Source organism: Gilliamella sp. B3482 (assembly GCF_026536805.1).
In the GTDB taxonomy this organism is placed as follows: domain Bacteria; phylum Pseudomonadota; class Gammaproteobacteria; order Enterobacterales; family Orbaceae; genus Gilliamella; species Gilliamella apicola_E.
Map to the genome: position 1 here is coordinate 169413 of NZ_JAFNNL010000002.1, position 16066 is coordinate 185478.

At 33.5% G+C, this 16066-nt stretch carries 16 protein-coding genes and 1 pseudogene; 15 read left to right on the forward strand and 2 right to left on the reverse strand.

Going from position 1 to position 16066, the window contains the following annotated elements; translation table 11 throughout:
- The first annotated feature begins 68 nt into the window (after positions 1 to 68).
- The 6 genes from pncB to mdtH all read left to right on the forward strand — a co-directional run bounded on the left by pncB (position 69) and on the right by mdtH (position 7550).
- Complete coding sequence (gene pncB, locus J3U18_RS03980) at positions 69 to 1256, forward strand: nicotinate phosphoribosyltransferase (protein ID WP_267352989.1); 1188 nt, start codon at positions 69 to 71, stop codon at positions 1254 to 1256.
- Between the two features lie 160 nt (positions 1257 to 1416).
- Positions 1417 to 2820 (forward strand): asparagine--tRNA ligase, encoded by a 1404-nt coding sequence (asnS, locus tag J3U18_RS03985; RefSeq protein WP_267352990.1) that lies wholly within the window; start codon positions 1417 to 1419, stop codon positions 2818 to 2820.
- Positions 2821 to 3113: 293 nt separating this feature from the next.
- Positions 3114 to 4292: a porin gene (locus J3U18_RS03990; protein ID WP_267352991.1), complete on the forward strand. Its 1179-nt coding sequence runs from the start codon at positions 3114 to 3116 to the stop codon at positions 4290 to 4292.
- 309 nt (positions 4293 to 4601) lie between these two features.
- Entirely contained in the window at positions 4602 to 5747 is a 1146-nt protein-coding gene (locus tag J3U18_RS03995; protein WP_267352992.1) for a porin, read from the forward strand.
- A 132-nt stretch (positions 5748 to 5879) separates the two neighbouring features.
- The gene (locus J3U18_RS04000; RefSeq protein WP_065734666.1) at positions 5880 to 6338 is read left to right on the forward strand and encodes a methylglyoxal synthase; all 459 of its coding nucleotides are present in this window, start codon (positions 5880 to 5882) and stop codon (positions 6336 to 6338) included.
- The gene (gene mdtH, locus J3U18_RS04005; RefSeq protein WP_267352993.1) at positions 6339 to 7550 is read left to right on the forward strand and encodes a multidrug efflux MFS transporter MdtH; all 1212 of its coding nucleotides are present in this window, start codon (positions 6339 to 6341) and stop codon (positions 7548 to 7550) included.
- Here the strand turns inward: mdtH and J3U18_RS04010 are convergent.
- A complete protein-coding gene (locus J3U18_RS04010) occupies positions 7528 to 8307 on the reverse strand; it encodes a class II glutamine amidotransferase (RefSeq protein WP_267352994.1) in 780 nt (259 codons plus the stop codon). The genes mdtH and J3U18_RS04010 overlap by 23 nt on opposite strands.
- Before the next feature lies 1 nt (position 8308).
- Positions 8309 to 8884 (reverse strand): D-sedoheptulose 7-phosphate isomerase, encoded by a 576-nt coding sequence (lpcA, locus tag J3U18_RS04015; RefSeq protein ID WP_267352995.1) that lies wholly within the window; start codon positions 8882 to 8884, stop codon positions 8309 to 8311.
- 358 nt (positions 8885 to 9242) lie between these two features.
- On the opposite strand from lpcA, the gene ribE reads away from it, so the two are divergent.
- From ribE to tatC, 9 genes and pseudogenes are all read left to right on the forward strand, one after another.
- Complete coding sequence (gene ribE, locus J3U18_RS04020) at positions 9243 to 9713, forward strand: 6,7-dimethyl-8-ribityllumazine synthase (RefSeq protein WP_416380190.1); 471 nt, start codon at positions 9243 to 9245, stop codon at positions 9711 to 9713.
- A 4-nt stretch (positions 9714 to 9717) separates the two neighbouring features.
- On the forward strand, positions 9718 to 10137 hold the full coding sequence (nusB, locus tag J3U18_RS04025) for a transcription antitermination factor NusB (protein WP_218058472.1): 420 nt from the start codon (positions 9718 to 9720) through the stop codon (positions 10135 to 10137).
- 21 nt (positions 10138 to 10158) lie between these two features.
- The gene (locus J3U18_RS04030) at positions 10159 to 11202 is read left to right on the forward strand and encodes a TrmH family RNA methyltransferase (RefSeq protein WP_267352996.1); all 1044 of its coding nucleotides are present in this window, start codon (positions 10159 to 10161) and stop codon (positions 11200 to 11202) included.
- A 140-nt stretch (positions 11203 to 11342) separates the two neighbouring features.
- Positions 11343 to 12278, forward strand: coding sequence for a multifunctional transcriptional regulator/nicotinamide-nucleotide adenylyltransferase/ribosylnicotinamide kinase NadR (nadR, locus tag J3U18_RS04035; RefSeq protein WP_267352997.1), 936 nt, complete (start codon positions 11343 to 11345; stop codon positions 12276 to 12278).
- A gap of 62 nt (positions 12279 to 12340) precedes the next feature.
- Complete coding sequence (gene ubiE, locus J3U18_RS04040) at positions 12341 to 13111, forward strand: bifunctional demethylmenaquinone methyltransferase/2-methoxy-6-polyprenyl-1,4-benzoquinol methylase UbiE (protein WP_065563595.1); 771 nt, start codon at positions 12341 to 12343, stop codon at positions 13109 to 13111.
- Between the two features lie 15 nt (positions 13112 to 13126).
- Positions 13127 to 14668 (forward strand): ubiquinone biosynthesis regulatory protein kinase UbiB, encoded by a 1542-nt coding sequence (gene ubiB / locus J3U18_RS04045; RefSeq protein ID WP_267352998.1) that lies wholly within the window; start codon positions 13127 to 13129, stop codon positions 14666 to 14668.
- A 72-nt stretch (positions 14669 to 14740) separates the two neighbouring features.
- Positions 14741 to 14953 (forward strand): twin-arginine translocase TatA/TatE family subunit, encoded by a 213-nt coding sequence (tatA, locus tag J3U18_RS04050; protein ID WP_065563594.1) that lies wholly within the window; start codon positions 14741 to 14743, stop codon positions 14951 to 14953.
- Positions 14954 to 14956: 3 nt separating this feature from the next.
- Positions 14957 to 15277: pseudogene (tatB, locus tag J3U18_RS04055) on the forward strand (Sec-independent protein translocase protein TatB); the annotation flags it as partial.
- Between the two features lie 17 nt (positions 15278 to 15294).
- On the forward strand, positions 15295 to 16056 hold the full coding sequence (tatC, locus tag J3U18_RS04060) for a twin-arginine translocase subunit TatC (protein WP_065563592.1): 762 nt from the start codon (positions 15295 to 15297) through the stop codon (positions 16054 to 16056).
- Positions 16057 to 16066 lie beyond the last annotated feature (10 nt).

Here is a 16066-nt window from a genome sequence, read left to right on the forward strand (position 1 = left end):
TCTATATCTTAATTATTATTCTGCTATAATCTCCAGAATTTTCTTGAAAGAACTGATAATAGATAGACATGTTACCCGCAATAATTACATCAATATTAGATACTGATGCTTATAAATTGCATATGCAGCAAGCTGTTTTTCATCATTATCCTGATGTGACTGTGAATGCACAGTTCCGGTGTCGTAGTGATGATTTACTAGGTCAGTATGCTGATGAAATTGCTCATCAAGTTAAATTAATGGAGTCTCTAGCTCTTACTGAAGATGAGTTCGCCTATTTGTCGCATATTTCTTTTTTTAAACCAGATTATTTAAATTGGCTAAAAAATTGGCATTTTAATAGTCAATTGTTAACGATTAAAAATGAAGATGGTCAGCTAGTTATTCAAATTGAAGGTAAATGGGTTGATGTGATTTTGTGGGAAGTACCATTGCTTGCAGTAATTAGTGAGATTGTTCATAAAGATCGTTCTCCTAATATTGGTGTTGATCAAGCACTGGTAAGACTTAAAGATAAATTAGCAATATTTGATACTAATGATATCGATATATCTGGTTTCAATTTGATGGATTTTGGCACACGAAGACGTTACTCTTTTGCTGTACAAGAAGCCGTTGTTAGTTATTTGCAAAACCATTTTACCAATTTTAATAGTACTAGTAATTATTTATTGGCATATCGTTTAGGATTGACACCAGTTGGTACTCAAGCACATGAATGGTTTCAAGCTCATCAGCGTTTAAGTACCAATTTACAAGACTGCCAGAAGACGGCACTACAAGTTTGGTTAGATGAGTATCCACATGATTTGGGTGTTGCATTAACTGATTGTATTACGATGGATGCATTTTTACGGGATTTTGATTATTATTTAGCCTCTCATTATCAAGGATTACGCCATGATTCAGGCGATCCGATAGAGTGGGGCGAAAAAGCGATTCGTCATTATCAGCAATTAGGAATTGATCCTAAAACAAAATTACTGGTTTTTTCTGATAGCCTAAACTTTGATAAAGCGCTTAAAATCTATCAATACTTCAATAACCGAGTAAAATTATCTTTTGGTATAGGCGGTTTTTTAGCTTGTGACATTCCGTCTACAGAGTTTAATACCAAATCCTTGAATATTGTGTTAAAACTCACTGAATGTAATAATCAACCTGTAGCTAAATTATCAGATAGTCCTGGAAAAACGATTTCGAAAGATTTGGCCTATATTGATGAATTGAAAAGAACGTTCAAAGTCAATCATTAATAATAAAAGTAGATTATTAATGCTAAAAATTAAATAAGTAATATATCATTAACCGGTATTATTAATCATAAAGGAAATTTTTATGATTAGTCATTTTAAACTTATATTACTTTTAATAATATTAACTATATAGATAATAAAATAGAGATGGATAATTAAAATGAATTCAGTTGCTCCTATTGTTGACGTGTTACAAGGCAAAATTGCTGTTGGTAGCACTATTTCTGTTCAAGGCTGGGTACGAACGCGCCGTGATTCGAAAGCCGGTATTTCATTTCTGGCTGTTTATGATGGCTCATGCTTTGATCCTATTCAAGCTGTCATAGAAAAAGATCTACTAAATTATGAACAGGATATTTTACGTTTAACTGCTGGCTGTTCAGTAAAAGTAACAGGAAAAGTAGTTGAATCTCCTGGTCAAGGTCAAAAATATGAGTTGCAAGCAACGAATGTTGAAGTTTATGGTTTTGTTGACGATCCTGAAACTTATCCTATGGCCGCTAAACGTCACTCAATTGAATATCTTCGTGAGGTTGCCCATTTACGTGCTAGAACCAATATTGTGGGAGCAATCACTCGTGTACGACATACATTAGCCCAAGCTATTCACCAATTTTTTGATGAACGTGGATTCTTCTGGTTATCAACACCAATTATTACCGCATCAGATACAGAAGGTGCGGGAGAAATGTTTCGAGTTTCAACTCTTGATATGTTAAATCTACCTAAAACAGATAATGGTAAAATTGACTTTGATAAAGATTTTTTTGGTAAAGAAGCCTTTTTGACTGTTTCGGGTCAACTCAATGCAGAAACTTATGCTTGTGCACTTTCTAAAGTTTATACTTTTGGTCCAACATTTAGGGCTGAAAATTCAAATACTACTCGCCATTTAGCCGAATTTTGGATGATGGAGCCGGAAGTTGCTTTTGCCGATCTTAACGATAATGCAAAACTCGCCGAAGATATGTTGAAATATGTTTTCAAGACGGTACTAGAGAAACGTGCTGATGATATGCAGTTTTTTGCTCAGCATATTGATAAAGAAGCAATCAATCGTTTAGAAAACTTTATTAATGCTGATTTTGCTCAAGTTGATTACACCGATGCCATTTCTATTTTACAAAACTGTGATGCAAAATTTGAAAATCCTGTCAGTTGGGGAATTGATTTAGCCTCAGAACATGAACGGTATTTGGCTGAACAACATTTTAAAGCGCCTGTTGTTGTTAAAAATTATCCTAAGGATATCAAAGCATTCTATATGCGTATGAATGATGATGGTAAAACTGTTGCAGCAATGGATGTATTAGCGCCAGGAATCGGCGAGATCATTGGTGGTTCGCAACGTGAAGAACGCTTAGATATGTTAGATAAACGTATGGATGAGTTAGGTCTTAAAAAAGAAGACTACTGGTGGTATCGTGATTTACGTCGTTATGGAACTGTACCACATTCAGGTTTTGGACTTGGTTTTGAACGATTGATAGTGTATGTCACTGGAGTACAAAATGTTCGTGATGTGATCCCATTCCCAAGAACACCTCGTAATGCAAATTTCTAAAATTTGCTCAAATTATCAACTGACTTTTTGTCAGTTGATATAAAAATTAATATAAATAAAATACAAAAATCGTATAAAAACTAATCAAACGGATGCAATTTTAAGCTTAGACACTAAGTTTTAGGAAAAGTTCACTTGATTTTAATAAATTTTTATACATAATTTACAGTACTGTGAAAATTGAGATAAAAATAATAGTTAAAAACATTATTTTTGGATGAATAATCATTGTAACAAAATTGACACAACCCAAAAGACGTGTCTTTTAAGAAAAATAACCATGAGGGTAAGAAATGAAACGTAATCTATTAGCAATCGCTATCCCTGCTCTTTTAGTAGCAGCAGGTGCAAATGCTTCTATCGAAGTATGGAATAAAGATGGTAACAAAGTAGACTTTTACGGACGAGTAAAAGCTGCTAACAACATCACTGACCGTGGACAAAAAAATGAAGGTGACGATACTTCAGCTCGTTTAGGTATGTCTGGTCAAACACAAATCACTGACGGCATCACTGGTTATGGTCGTTGGGAATATGAAGCTAAAGCAGGAAAAAATTCTGACAATGAAGTGCGTTATGCATTTGCTGGTTTAAACTTTGGTGATTTTGGTTCATTCGATTATGGTCGTAATGATGGTGTGTTAAAAGCAATCACTGCATATACTGACGTATTACCACAATTTGGTGGTGATGCAGCAAACAACTCATGGCATGTATTAACTGAACGTACTAAAGCTGTTGCTACTTACCGTAATAACAACTTCTTTGGTTTAACTGATGACTTGAGCTTTGCATTACAATATGCTGATAATGGTGATGCAACTAAACCATATAGTCTTTCAAAAAATCATCTAGATAAATATAATAAGCAATCGAAAGAGGCTTGGGGTGCAAATGCACAATGGCGTATTTTTGATACTGGTTTAACTCTTGGTGGTGGTTATGCACAAGATTCAGGAAGTGAAAATCGCCATAGTACTTGGGCAACAGGTATCAAATATGACAACTATAACCTATATTTAGGTGCTAACTATTTCCAAAGTAAACATAAAAATGCTCGAGCTGTCACTGGTGACTTAAGCGGTACTTCAGTATTTTTAAGAGATACTGATATCAAAATTAGAGGTTTTGAATTAGTTGCTCAATACGGTATTGATCTTGAGGTTGGTCGTTTAACTCCATCAATTGCTTACGTTCAACATAAAGTTAAATCTTCTGATTTTAGTAATTTCCATAAATATGGTTATATTTGGAAATATAGAGGGTTTAATTCACCAGAAGTTAAGTATGTATCTGTAGGTGCAACTTATGATCTAAATAAAAACTTTAGTGCGATTGTTGAATATAAATTTAACTTACTTGACCATAAAGATATTGGTGCGGCAAGTAATACAGAATCTCCACGTGGAAAACATGGGACTAAACCAGGTACTAAAGACGTGTTAGGTGTTGGTTTAATTTACCAATTCTAATCTCTTAATATCCTTAAATATCATAAAAAGGCACTTAGGTGCCTTTTTTTTCGCCTATTAAATGTCAAACCATACAAAAAAACATTTTATGTTTAAAAAAAATTAATTTTAAGTCATAAAATAGTCCTAATTCGCAGAATTACATGTGATAAACATTGTTAATCTACAGTGTTTCAATAAAAATCTAGTATTCAATAGTAGATATCCCAGTAATAATTTAGTTGCTATTTGAAAGCAACTATTTATTAAACTAAGAACAAATATTTTTGTATCTTTTTTAAATAATAAAATACCTAAGAGGGTAATTAAATGAAACGTAATCTATTAGCAATTACTATTCCTGCACTATTAATTGCCGGAACAGCTAGCGCTTCTATTGAAGTGTGGAACAAAGATGGCAATAAAGTTGACTTTTATGGTCGAGTCTATGCTTTAAATTATCTAACTGATCGAAATAATCAAACTGGCGAAGGTGACAAAACGACAGCTCGTTTAGGTATGTCAGGTGAAACGCAAATTTCAGATAGTTTGAGTGGCTATGGTCGTTGGGAATATGAAGCAAAAACTGGATCGGATGCTGATAACGAAACTCGTTATGCATATGCTGGTTTAAATTTCGGTGAGTTTGGTTCATTTGACTATGGTCGTAACGACGGCGTATTAAAAACTTTAACTTCTTATACTGACGTTCTACCTGAATTTGGTGGTGATGCTTCAAACAATGATATTTATGCATTAACGGCTAGAACAAAAGCTGTAGCGACTTACCGTAATTCAAACTTTTTTGGATTAGTTAACGGTTTACGTTTTGCAGTGCAGTATGCAGATAACGGAGATAATAGTTCAACTCAATATCTAAATAAGCATGATCGTACTGATCATGATAGTGCAGAAGCATGGGGTTCTGTAATTGATTGGGATGTGCTTGATAGTGGTTTATCTATTGGTGCAGGTTATGCACAAACTGGCGGACATAAAGATGCTAAAGCATGGTCAGCAGGTGCTAAATATAATAACGACAATCTTTATTTAGCTGCACTTTATATTCAAGGTAAACAAAAATATGGTTGGGAAAAAGCATCAACCACAAGTAATACTGATGATTTGAAAACCAAAGGTTTTGAATTAGTTGCACAATATGGTATTGACTTTGAAGTTGGCCGTTTAACGCCTTCTGTTGCTTATATTCAACATAAAGTACAAGATGCTTCAAGCTTCTCAAGAAATGGTGATGCAGGTCTTAAAGGTAATGATTTAGTTAAATATGTTGATGTTGGCTTAACTTACGATTTCAATAAAAATTTATCAGCCATTGTTGATTATAAAATCAACTTGTTAGATAAGAATGATATTGGCGCACGTCGTGCTTTATATGAAGACGGTACATTTAGTAAATCTCAAATTAAAGCAACAGCTAAGGATACTGTTGCATTAGGATTAATTTATCAATTCTAATTATTTTATCTTTTGATTTGATAAAGGCACTTCGGTGCCTTTTTTCTTGTCTTTCTGGATCAAATACTGCTTGCACTTTAATAGATAGTTTGTTAAAAAATACAAAAAATAATAAGAAATTAGGATTATTTGATGCTTTATATTACTCGAAAGCTACCTGCAAAGAAAAGCATTGCATTGGTGGCACATGATCATTTGAAAGAAGCATTATTAAATTGGTGCAAAACAAATCGCGAAGAACTCTCTCATCATAATTTATGTGGAACAGGTACAACAGGTACATTAATTAAGAAAGAAACCGGATTAAATATTACGCCAATGCTTAGTGGTCCAATGGGGGGCGATCAGCAAATCGGCGCTTTAATCGCAGAAGGTAAAATTGATATTCTTATCTTTTTCTGGGATCCTCTAAATGCCGTTCCTCATGATCCAGATGTAAAAGCACTGTTACGCTTATCAACGGTTTGGAACATTCCTGTTGCAACTAATCAAGCAACAGCTAACGCATTAATACAGTCCTCAATATTTACTCAAGAAGTGGAGATAGAGATCCCTGATTATCAAGGCTATTTAAATGAAAGAGTAAAATAGATGCCAATTCCTTCACAAGTTCGCAAAACAGGTAGATACATATTATTATTTGATAATCTGTTTATTGTATTGGGATTTTATGTCGTATTTCCGCTCGTTTCTACACACTTTGTTAGCCAAGTAGGTTGGAGTGCACTGTTTGTTGGTTTTGCTTTAGGATTTCGTCAATTTGTTCAACAAGGATTTGGCTTAATTGGTGGTGCTATAGCTGATCGATTTGGTGCAAAACCCATGATCATAACAGGTATGTTTTTGCGGTCGATTGGCTTTATTTCAATGGCTTTAGCATCTGAACATTGGTTATTACTCGTAGCTTGCTTATTGTCTGCATTGGGTGGACTGTTATTTGATCCACCTCGAATGGGATTAACCATAAAATTTACTAGACCTCACGAACGAGGCAAATTTATATCTTTATTAATGATACAAGATAATGCAGGTGCAGTTATTGGTGCTCTTATTGGTGGTATCTTAATAGATTATGATTTCCAATTAGTTTGTTGGTGCGGCGCTTTTATCTTTTTCTTATGTGGCATTTTTAATCTGTTTTTTTTACCCTCTTATCATATTGCAATTGGTAAAGCTTCAATTATTAATGGTATGAAAATGGTTCTGAAAGATAAAAAGTTTACTCATTATGTGCTTACTTTGACTGGTTATTATGTGCTTGGGGTGCAAGTCATGTTGATGCTACCTCTAACTATTACCAATATTTCAGGAAGTTCAAGCTATGTGAAATGGATGTATGTGATTGAAGCAACTATCTCACTAACTCTGCTTTATCCTATTGCTCGGTTTAGTGAAAAATATTTTAGATTAGATCAACGCCTTAAATTTGGATTACTTTTGATGTCGTTTGCCTTTATAATAATCGGATTTACATCCCAATTATCTATTTTGCTATCCTTGATTGCGCTTTTTTACTTTGGTGCAATTATTGCAGAGCCAGCTAGAGAAACCTTAGCAACCGTGTTAACTAATCCAAAAGCCAAAGGTAGTTATATGGGATTTAGTCGATTAGGGCTTGCTTTAGGTGGGTTTGTTGGTTATACCGGTGCTGGTTGGCTTTATGAAATTGCAATCAAGATGGGTTTTCCGCATTTACCGTGGATTATTTTAACTTTAGTTGGTTTATTAACGTTAGGTTATTTACAATATTTATTTAAGGATGAACCACCTTTTAATTTAGTCAAGATGAAAAAAATTGATTAATTTCACCATATTTAAATAAAATTGCTTCACCAGTGTTTAATTTATGCCAAGTTTCATTTGAGGTTAACGGCGTAGTTGAAATAATAGTGACAATATCATTTGGTGTAGTATGCTTTTGAAAATCGATTTCAACATCTTCATCAATTAATTTTGCTTTACCAAATGGCGCTTTTCGGGTGATCCAATGAAGATTAGTCGAGCAATAGGCAAATACATATTCACCATCTGAAAGTAACATATTAAAAATACCAAGTTCGGTTAATTTAATCGCACACTCTTGAATATAATCAAAAAGTTCAATATCATCGGTAGGTTGTTTGGGATATTTTTTATGTAACTGATTAATTAAGTAACAAAAAGCATATTCACTGTCGGTTAATCCAACTGGTTGAAAAATTCCCATATGCAGCTTTTCGTAATCAGTTAATTGCCCATTGTGGGCAAAAGTCCAATTTTTTCCCCATAATTCGCGAGTAAAAGGATGGGTATTTTCTAGGGCTACTCCTCCACGATTAGCTTGACGAATATGAGCAATTACTGCCGTTGATTTTATTGGGTATTGTTGAACTAATTTAGCAATAGGTGAAAAACTACAAGGTTCAGGATCTTTGAATGTTCGACACCCTTTACCTTCATAAAATGTTATTCCCCAGCCATCTTTATGTGGACCTTTATCACCGCCACGTTTGATTAAACTGGTAAAACTAAAACAGATATCAGTCGGCACATTGGCACTCATACCCAATAATTCGCACATTTTAAGCCATCTCTTTTTCAATGAGTAAAATCAAAATATGAATCACTTTTATATGGATTTCTTGAACTCGATCAGCATAACCAAAATGAGGCACACGAATGTCTACATCAGCCAAACCATTCATTTTTCCACCATCTTTACCGGTAAGCGTAATAATTTTCATACCTTTTTGTTTTGCTGCTTCAATCGCTTTAATAACATTAGTTGAGTTTCCTGAAGTTGAAATACCTAGTAGTACATCACCTTTTTGACCAACACCTTCTACATAGCGAGAAAAAATAGAATCGAAACCATAATCATTACCAACACAGGATATATGACTTACATCTGAAATTGCAATGGCAGGATAGGATGGTCGATTATCGCGAAAACGGCCAGTTAACTCTTCAGCAAAATGCATAGCGTCACAATGAGAACCACCATTACCACATGAAAGTACTTTACCACCTTGTTTAAATGAGTTTGCGATTAAAATGGCTGCTTGCTGGATTTGTTTAAGATTTTCATCATTTGAAATGAAATTGGTTAATACTTCAATTGCTTGATTTAGCTCATCTCGAATAGTGTTAATGTACATCAATTTTCCCCTTTTTGTAGAAAGTTTTTCTTATTATTGTAATTCGTTAATGAAAGCTTGCAAGTAATAAAAATGAAATTTCTTATAGTAAGAAAAAACTTTGATGCAATTATTAAAAATTTATAAATCCTTGTTGAAGGAATGATAATTTATAAATGTAAAAGTTACACTTTATAAACAGTAAATTTACAAACAATAACTTTCAAATAATCATACTTACTTATGCTTGTTATAAACATGTTAATTCCCCATTTTTGCTAATAGGATAACCCTTTAATCTGTGCTATAATTGACTTATAAATTTTTCACTAAAAGTGATTATAAAATTGCATCTAGAATCTATCAATAAGGAATAAATATGCAAATAGTTAAAGGTAAAGTTGCTGCACCAAAAGCTAAAGTAGCCATTATCGTGGCACGTTTTAACCAATTTATTAACGAAAGTTTAGTTACTGGAGCAGTAGATGCATTAACTCGTATTGGTCAAGTTGAAGATAAAAACATTTCAGTTATTTGGGTACCAGGTGCTTACGAAATTCCTTTAGCAGCAAAAGTTGCTGCACAATCAAAAAAATATGATGCCATTGTAGCATTAGGAACGGTAATTCGTGGCAGTACGGCTCATTTTGATTTCGTTGCTGGAGAATCAAGTTCAGGTTTATTGAATGCTAGTTTAGAGTATTCAATACCAGTTGGTTTTGGAATTTTAACCACCGAAAGTATTGAGCAGGCGATCGAACGAGCTGGAACTAAAGCGGGTAATAAAGGTGCTGAAGCAGCATTAACCGCACTTGAAATGTTAAATGTTATCAAAACAATTAAGGGGTAATTTAGTGGCGTTAGTTAATCCTCGTCGTCGAGCAAGAGAGTGTGCCGTTCAAGCCATTTACTCTTGGCAAATTTCTAAAAATGATCTTGCTGATGTTGAGAGTAGTTTTATAGCTGAACAAGATATGAAAGGTGTTGATAGTAAATATTTTAGAGAATTACTTCATGGTGTTGCCAAAAACACAGCAGAATTAGATGAAAAAATGGCACCTTACCTAACAGAAAGAACTGTTGATGAGTTAGGACAAATTGAATTAGCGGTACTACGAATTGCAACTTATGAATTAATGAAGAGACATGATGTCCCTTATAAAGTGGTTATCAATGAAGCAATTGATCTGGCGAAAACTTTTGGCGCAGAAGAAAGCCACAAATTTATAAATGGTGTATTGGATAAAGTTGCTCCAACTATTCGTACACGATAACTGTCTTAAATTGGGAATATTATGAACGACACGATCGAAAAAAGCAGACCTTCAATTTTTTATGCCAAAAATAGTCAATCAAGTGTGAAATCTGTACAAAACAAAGGCAATGATCATCGAAGTAAGCGTAAAAATGATAGTCTTCAGTCTAATTCAAATGCAAAACATGATCGAATTGAAACATTTAAAGTAAAATCATCAAATAAAACTATAAAGTCATCTAAAGTAAACTTAAATTTATCAGATGAACATGATTCTCCCTGGCAAAAAAAAGTTAAAGATAACGATCAAACTCCAACATTTGGTTACGATGAGTATCGACAAAAAAAAGAAGAGACTTTAGTTTATAGTGAAAACAGTTGTAGGGCTGTATTTAAGCATCGACGCTCTGCTATAGTGAAATTATTTATTACTCAAGAAATGACTTACCAGTTTAAAGATTTAATTAATTGGTTAGTCAAACAACGACTAGGTTATGACGTTGTATCAACAGAACAAATTACTAAAATAACTCAAAACCTACATCATGGTGGAGTCTGTTTAATTGTTAAAAAACGGATACCGCTCTCTTTACTTGATTATTTGCATGAACATGATGATAAAGTTCGTGATTGTATTCTTGCGATTGATGATGTTAATAACCCTCATAATTTAGGTGGATTAGTTCGTAGCGCTGCTTTTTTTGGAGTTAATGGTATCATTTTGCGTCAAACTAATTTGCTTGATAGTGGATCAGCAATGCGAGTCGCTGAAGGTGGTATTGAAGCGATTAAACCAATTAAAAGTGATGATTTTATTGTATCCATAGATATATTAAAAAAGAATGGTTATCAAATAATTGCCTTATTACCATGTCAGTCAAAATCCATTAAATCAACCGAATTATCACAACTTGAATTTAAAAAGAAAGTTGTATTAATTATATTTCAACAAATTAATACAAAGTTAATTAATTGTGCTGATAATGTTGTGCATTTGAGTGGTAATGATAATATGTCGGCATTAAATATTTCTGTTGCAGCAGGGATTGTTTTTTATCTACTATTAAATATCAATCTTAATTGATATTGCTCTAGTTATTTTTGAATATTTTGATGAAGTTAACACTTTTATCTTCTCATTATATTAAATAGCATCAATTGGTTAGAAAATGGTTGTTTTTTCTGTACATTGGTATCGAGTTTTTTAATGTATTGGTAATTATTATGTCATCTAAACATCGAGTTGGTTTAATTTTTGGTAAGTTCTATCCATTACACAGTGGCCACATTTATCTTATTGAAAAAGCGTTAACGCAAGTTGATGAATTACATGTAATGCTTGGTTGTGAATCAACTCGCGATAAACAACTATTTGAGAAAAGTCGTTTACCTAGACAGCCACAAGTTAGTGATCGTTTTTCATGGTTAAAAGATACCTTCAAAGATAGACATAATATTCATATTTATATTTCTGATGAAACTGGAATTAACTATTATCCTAATGGTTGGAAAGAGTGGAGTGATAGTATTAAACATATATTATCAGAAAATAAAATTGAACCATCTGTTGTATTTACTAGTGAACCACAAGATGTAACGGAGCATGAGCGCTATTTTGGTTGCCCTGTAGTTGTTATTGATGCTAATCGTGAATTCGTTAATATCAGTGCAACCAAAATTCGAGAAAATCCTTATCAAAATTGGTCTTTTATTGCCCAAGCAGCTAGACCTTTTTTTGTTAAAAAAGTCGCCATCATAGGACATGATAAATTTAATGAATTGCCCGTAAAATTAGCTAATATTTATAATACACAATATGTTTCAAATGGGTATATAAATTATATTCAACGAGAAATTTCCACTCTAGAAAATAAACGTTACTTAAGTGAAAATGATTATCTAAGAATTGCAATGTTACATGTAGAGAGAATGAGTAAATCATTAGAAAATGCTAATAAGCTTCTCTTTACTTCGATCGATTTTGGGACATTATCTAACTACTACGAGCAAATTTTTGGCAAATCTAATGAAGTCTTAATTGGACTAAAAAGTAGTTACCAATTTGATTTAATTATTCATGAAAACGAATTACCGGCGAATTCCACTCCATTACAGCATTTTGAAATTGTTTCTAAAATGGTTGAATCGTTATTGATTTAGCTCATCACATTTAGGTTAGCTTATGTTAAAATAAGCTAACTTTTTGTGATAGGTGAATTTTTATGTCTCAATCTTCTCAACCAAATGAAAATCAGGATAAAATTGATTTTGGTTACACCCAAGTTCCAAAACAAGATAAAGTAAAACGCGTAGCAGAGGTGTTTCATTCTGTTGCAGATAAATACGATATCATGAACGATCTAATGTCATTTGGTATTCACCGAATCTGGAAAAAAATAACTATTGAGTATAGTAGTGTTAGGAAAGGACAAAAAGTCCTTGATCTAGCTGGTGGTACAGGTGATTTAACAGCTAAATTCTCACAAATAGTTGGAGATGATGGCTTAGTTGTATTAGCAGATATCAATGAGTCGATGCTTAAGGTTGGTAGAGATAAACTACGAGATAAAGGCTTATTTAAAAATATTGAATATGTACAAGCAAATGCAGAGGAGTTACCATTTGCAGATAACTATTTTGATTGTATCACTATCTCATTTGGTCTACGAAATGTGACTGATAAGCAAAAAGCGCTAGAATCTATGTGGCGAGTTTTAAAGCCAGGAGGGCGTTTATTGATTCTAGAATTCTCTAAACCACAATACCAAATTTTAAATAAAGCCTACGATCTTTACTCATTTACTATGTTGCCATTAATGGGAAAAATCGTAGCGAATGATTCAGATAGTTATCGATATTTAGCTGAATCTATCAGAATGCACCCAGATCAAAAAACACTGAAAAAAATGATGGAAGATGCTGGGTTTGTCGATGTTAAATATCACAATATGACAGGCGGTATTGTAGCCTTACATACTGGTTTTAAATTTTAATGTGATAAACAAATAATGACATTTTTTCGACTTTATAAAATATTAACCATATTTCGAGCTTATCGATTAGAAGAGCTATTACCAAAACACCGTGTCTCAAGGTGGTTACGAGTATTATTGTTTTGTTTGTTTTGGGTTAGACCTAAATCAAATCAACAAGAGATTGGTGAAAGGTTGCGTCAAGCCTTACAAGAGCTAGGCCCGGTATGGATAAAATTTGGGCAAATGGTTTCAACAAGACGCGATGTGTTGCCAAAACATCTTGTCGATGCTCTAGCCAAATTACAAGACCAAGTTACCCCTTTCGATGGAAAAATTGCAAAACAAATTATTGAAACTGCTCTAGGGTGTCCTATAGATTTTTATTTTTCAGATTTTAATGATCAACCATTAGCATCAGCATCCATCGCACAAGTTCATACAGCAACTTTAAAAAGTAGCCAAGCTGAAGTGGTAATCAAAGTTTTGCGACCAAATATTTTACCTATAATTAAATCTGACATTCGCTTAATGTATTGGATTGCTAACCAATTTACTAAACGGATAAAATTTGGTGAAAAGTTACGGGCTGTAGAAATTGTCAGTGATTATGAAAACACGCTTCTAAAAGAATTGGATCTTCAGAAAGAAGCCTATAACACAGCTCGTTTGCGCGACAATTTCATTAATAGTGAGATCCTTTATATTCCCTATGTGTACCAAGATTTGTGCCGAAAAAATGTTTTAGTTGAAGAGCGAATTTACGGTACTCCGATAGCTAATGTTGATGAATTAAAAAGAAATAATGTCAATATGAAGTTATTAGCAGAGCGTGGTGTTCAAGCTTTCTTTACCCAAGTATTTAGGGATAATTTTTTTCATGCAGATATGCACCCGGGCAATATCTTTGTGGATATAAGCGAACCCCAAAATCCTTGTTACATTGGGATAGATTGTGCAATTGTAGGTATTTTGACTGAAGATGATCAACGCTATTTGGCTGAAAATTTTCTTGCATTTTTTAACCAAGATTATCGAAAAATTGCACAAATTTATATCAAATCTGGTTGGGTTCCTGAAACAACGGATGTTGCCGCATTAGAAATGGCTATGCGCAATGTTTGCGAACCTGCATTTGCTAAACCACTTGGTGAGCTCTCCTTTTCGCAAATTTTATTATCACTATTTCAAGTTGCACGTCAATTTGAGATGGATATTCAACCTCAATTAACCTTACTTGAAAAAACGTTATTTTATATAGAAGGGTTAGGGCGTCAACTCTATCCAGAACTTGACTTGTGGCAAACGGCTAAACCATTTTTAGAAAATTGGTATGAAGATAAATACAGTGCTAAAAAGTTATTACATCAAGTTTGGACTTCCTTACCAGAATGGAAAAACCTTGTTGTTGAGCTACCGGAAAAGTTGAATGATCAGGCTCGGATGACTAAGCTGATGCATGTTCAGTTAAAACAGATTAATCAACAACTTCAACGTAGTAAAAGAAACCAACAAAGATTAATGTTTGCAATTAGTATTCTTAGTCTTTTATGTATTGCTTTACTTGTCGGGCATTAAGCGAGTTATTTTTTGGAATCTCACCATTTAAGTGTATAATTTTACTATTTTAAGCTATTGGAGACTTATCATATGCCAAGTTTGCCCAAATTACTCATATTTGTAGCGGTTATCGTTCTATTATTTGGAACAAAAAAATTGCGTTCATTGGGCTCTGATCTTGGGGCTTCCATTAAAGGTTTTAAGAAAGCTATGAATGACGACGATGATCAAAAAGAGACAGATGATTCACAAAAAGTGGAACGTCTTAACTCATCTGATGATAACCACACCAATAAAGAGTAACTAGTGTTTGATATTAGCTTTGGTCAGCTACTATTAGTCTTAATTATCGGGTTGGTCGTATTAGGGCCAGAGCGTCTACCTATTGCAATTAAAACTGTTGCAAGCTGGATAAAAGTACTCCGCCGTATGTCTGCAACTGTTCAGTTAGAATTGAATAAAGAGCTTAAATTACAAGAGTTACAAGATAGTTTAAAAAAAGCAGAACAAAGTGGGCTAAATACCCTAACACCGGAAATTCAAGAATCCATTGATGAATTAAAACGCGTAACCGAAACACTCCAAAAAGAGATCGATTACGCCTCTCAAATAGATACAACAATTCATTTAGACAAAGATAAATTATGACAGACGACGCAACGCAACCACTTATTGGTCATCTAGTAGAACTAAGAACACGGCTTTTACGATGTATCATCTGTATATTAATTGTATTAACGTGTTTACTCTATTTCTCGAATGATATTTACCATATTGTTGCTAATCCGCTTATTAGTCAATTGCCAAAAGGTAGTAGCATGATTGCAACTGACATTGCGGCACCATTTTTTACTCCTATTAAACTGACTGCTGTTGTTTCGATATTTATTTCGATTCCTTATATTTTGTATCAAGTATGGGGATTTATTGCACCTGCATTATATCAACATGAAAAACGTCTAATTATGCCATTGATAATTTCAAGTACGGTACTTTTTTATATTGGTATTGCGTTTGCTTATTTTGCAGTATTTCCTCTCGCTTTTTACTTCTTTATTCATACTGCTCCAGTTGATGTTGCGATAAATACCGATATAACTAAATATCTTGATTTTGTCATGACATTATTTATAGTCTTTGGTTTTGCATTTGAAGTCCCTGTTGCAATAATATTGCTGTGCTGGACAGGAGTAACAACCCCTAAAAATCTACGTAAAAAAAGACCTTATATTATTGTAGCAGTATTTGCTGTAGCTATGTTTGTTACACCACCAGACGTATTTTCACAAATTTTATTAGCTGTACCTATCTGTTTATTATTTGAAGTTGGGACATTCTTTGCCCGGTTTTATCAACCAAGAAAAAAAATCATACAAGATGATGATAAAAATATAGACGATGAATAATAGATTGATA

Excerpts from the sequence above, each read along its gene's own strand:
- pncB (WP_267352989.1), top strand. The coding sequence starts at position 69 with ATGTTACCCGCAATAATTACATCAATATTAGATACTGATGCTTATAAA.
- asnS (WP_267352990.1), top strand. The coding sequence starts at position 1,417 with ATGAATTCAGTTGCTCCTATTGTTGACGTGTTACAAGGCAAAATTGCT.
- J3U18_RS03990 (WP_267352991.1), top strand. The coding sequence starts at position 3,114 with ATGAAACGTAATCTATTAGCAATCGCTATCCCTGCTCTTTTAGTAGCA.
- J3U18_RS03995 (WP_267352992.1), top strand. The coding sequence starts at position 4,602 with ATGAAACGTAATCTATTAGCAATTACTATTCCTGCACTATTAATTGCC.
- J3U18_RS04000 (WP_065734666.1), top strand. The coding sequence starts at position 5,880 with ATGCTTTATATTACTCGAAAGCTACCTGCAAAGAAAAGCATTGCATTG.
- mdtH (WP_267352993.1), top strand. The coding sequence starts at position 6,339 with ATGCCAATTCCTTCACAAGTTCGCAAAACAGGTAGATACATATTATTA.
- J3U18_RS04010 (WP_267352994.1), bottom strand. The coding sequence starts at position 8,307 with ATGTGCGAATTATTGGGTATGAGTGCCAATGTGCCGACTGATATCTGT.
- lpcA (WP_267352995.1), bottom strand. The coding sequence starts at position 8,884 with ATGTACATTAACACTATTCGAGATGAGCTAAATCAAGCAATTGAAGTA.
- ribE (WP_416380190.1), top strand. The coding sequence starts at position 9,243 with ATGCAAATAGTTAAAGGTAAAGTTGCTGCACCAAAAGCTAAAGTAGCC.
- J3U18_RS04030 (WP_267352996.1), top strand. The coding sequence starts at position 10,159 with ATGAACGACACGATCGAAAAAAGCAGACCTTCAATTTTTTATGCCAAA.
- nadR (WP_267352997.1), top strand. The coding sequence starts at position 11,343 with ATGTCATCTAAACATCGAGTTGGTTTAATTTTTGGTAAGTTCTATCCA.
- ubiE (WP_065563595.1), top strand. The coding sequence starts at position 12,341 with ATGTCTCAATCTTCTCAACCAAATGAAAATCAGGATAAAATTGATTTT.
- ubiB (WP_267352998.1), top strand. The coding sequence starts at position 13,127 with ATGACATTTTTTCGACTTTATAAAATATTAACCATATTTCGAGCTTAT.
- tatA (WP_065563594.1), top strand. The coding sequence starts at position 14,741 with ATGCCAAGTTTGCCCAAATTACTCATATTTGTAGCGGTTATCGTTCTA.
- tatC (WP_065563592.1), top strand. The coding sequence starts at position 15,295 with ATGACAGACGACGCAACGCAACCACTTATTGGTCATCTAGTAGAACTA.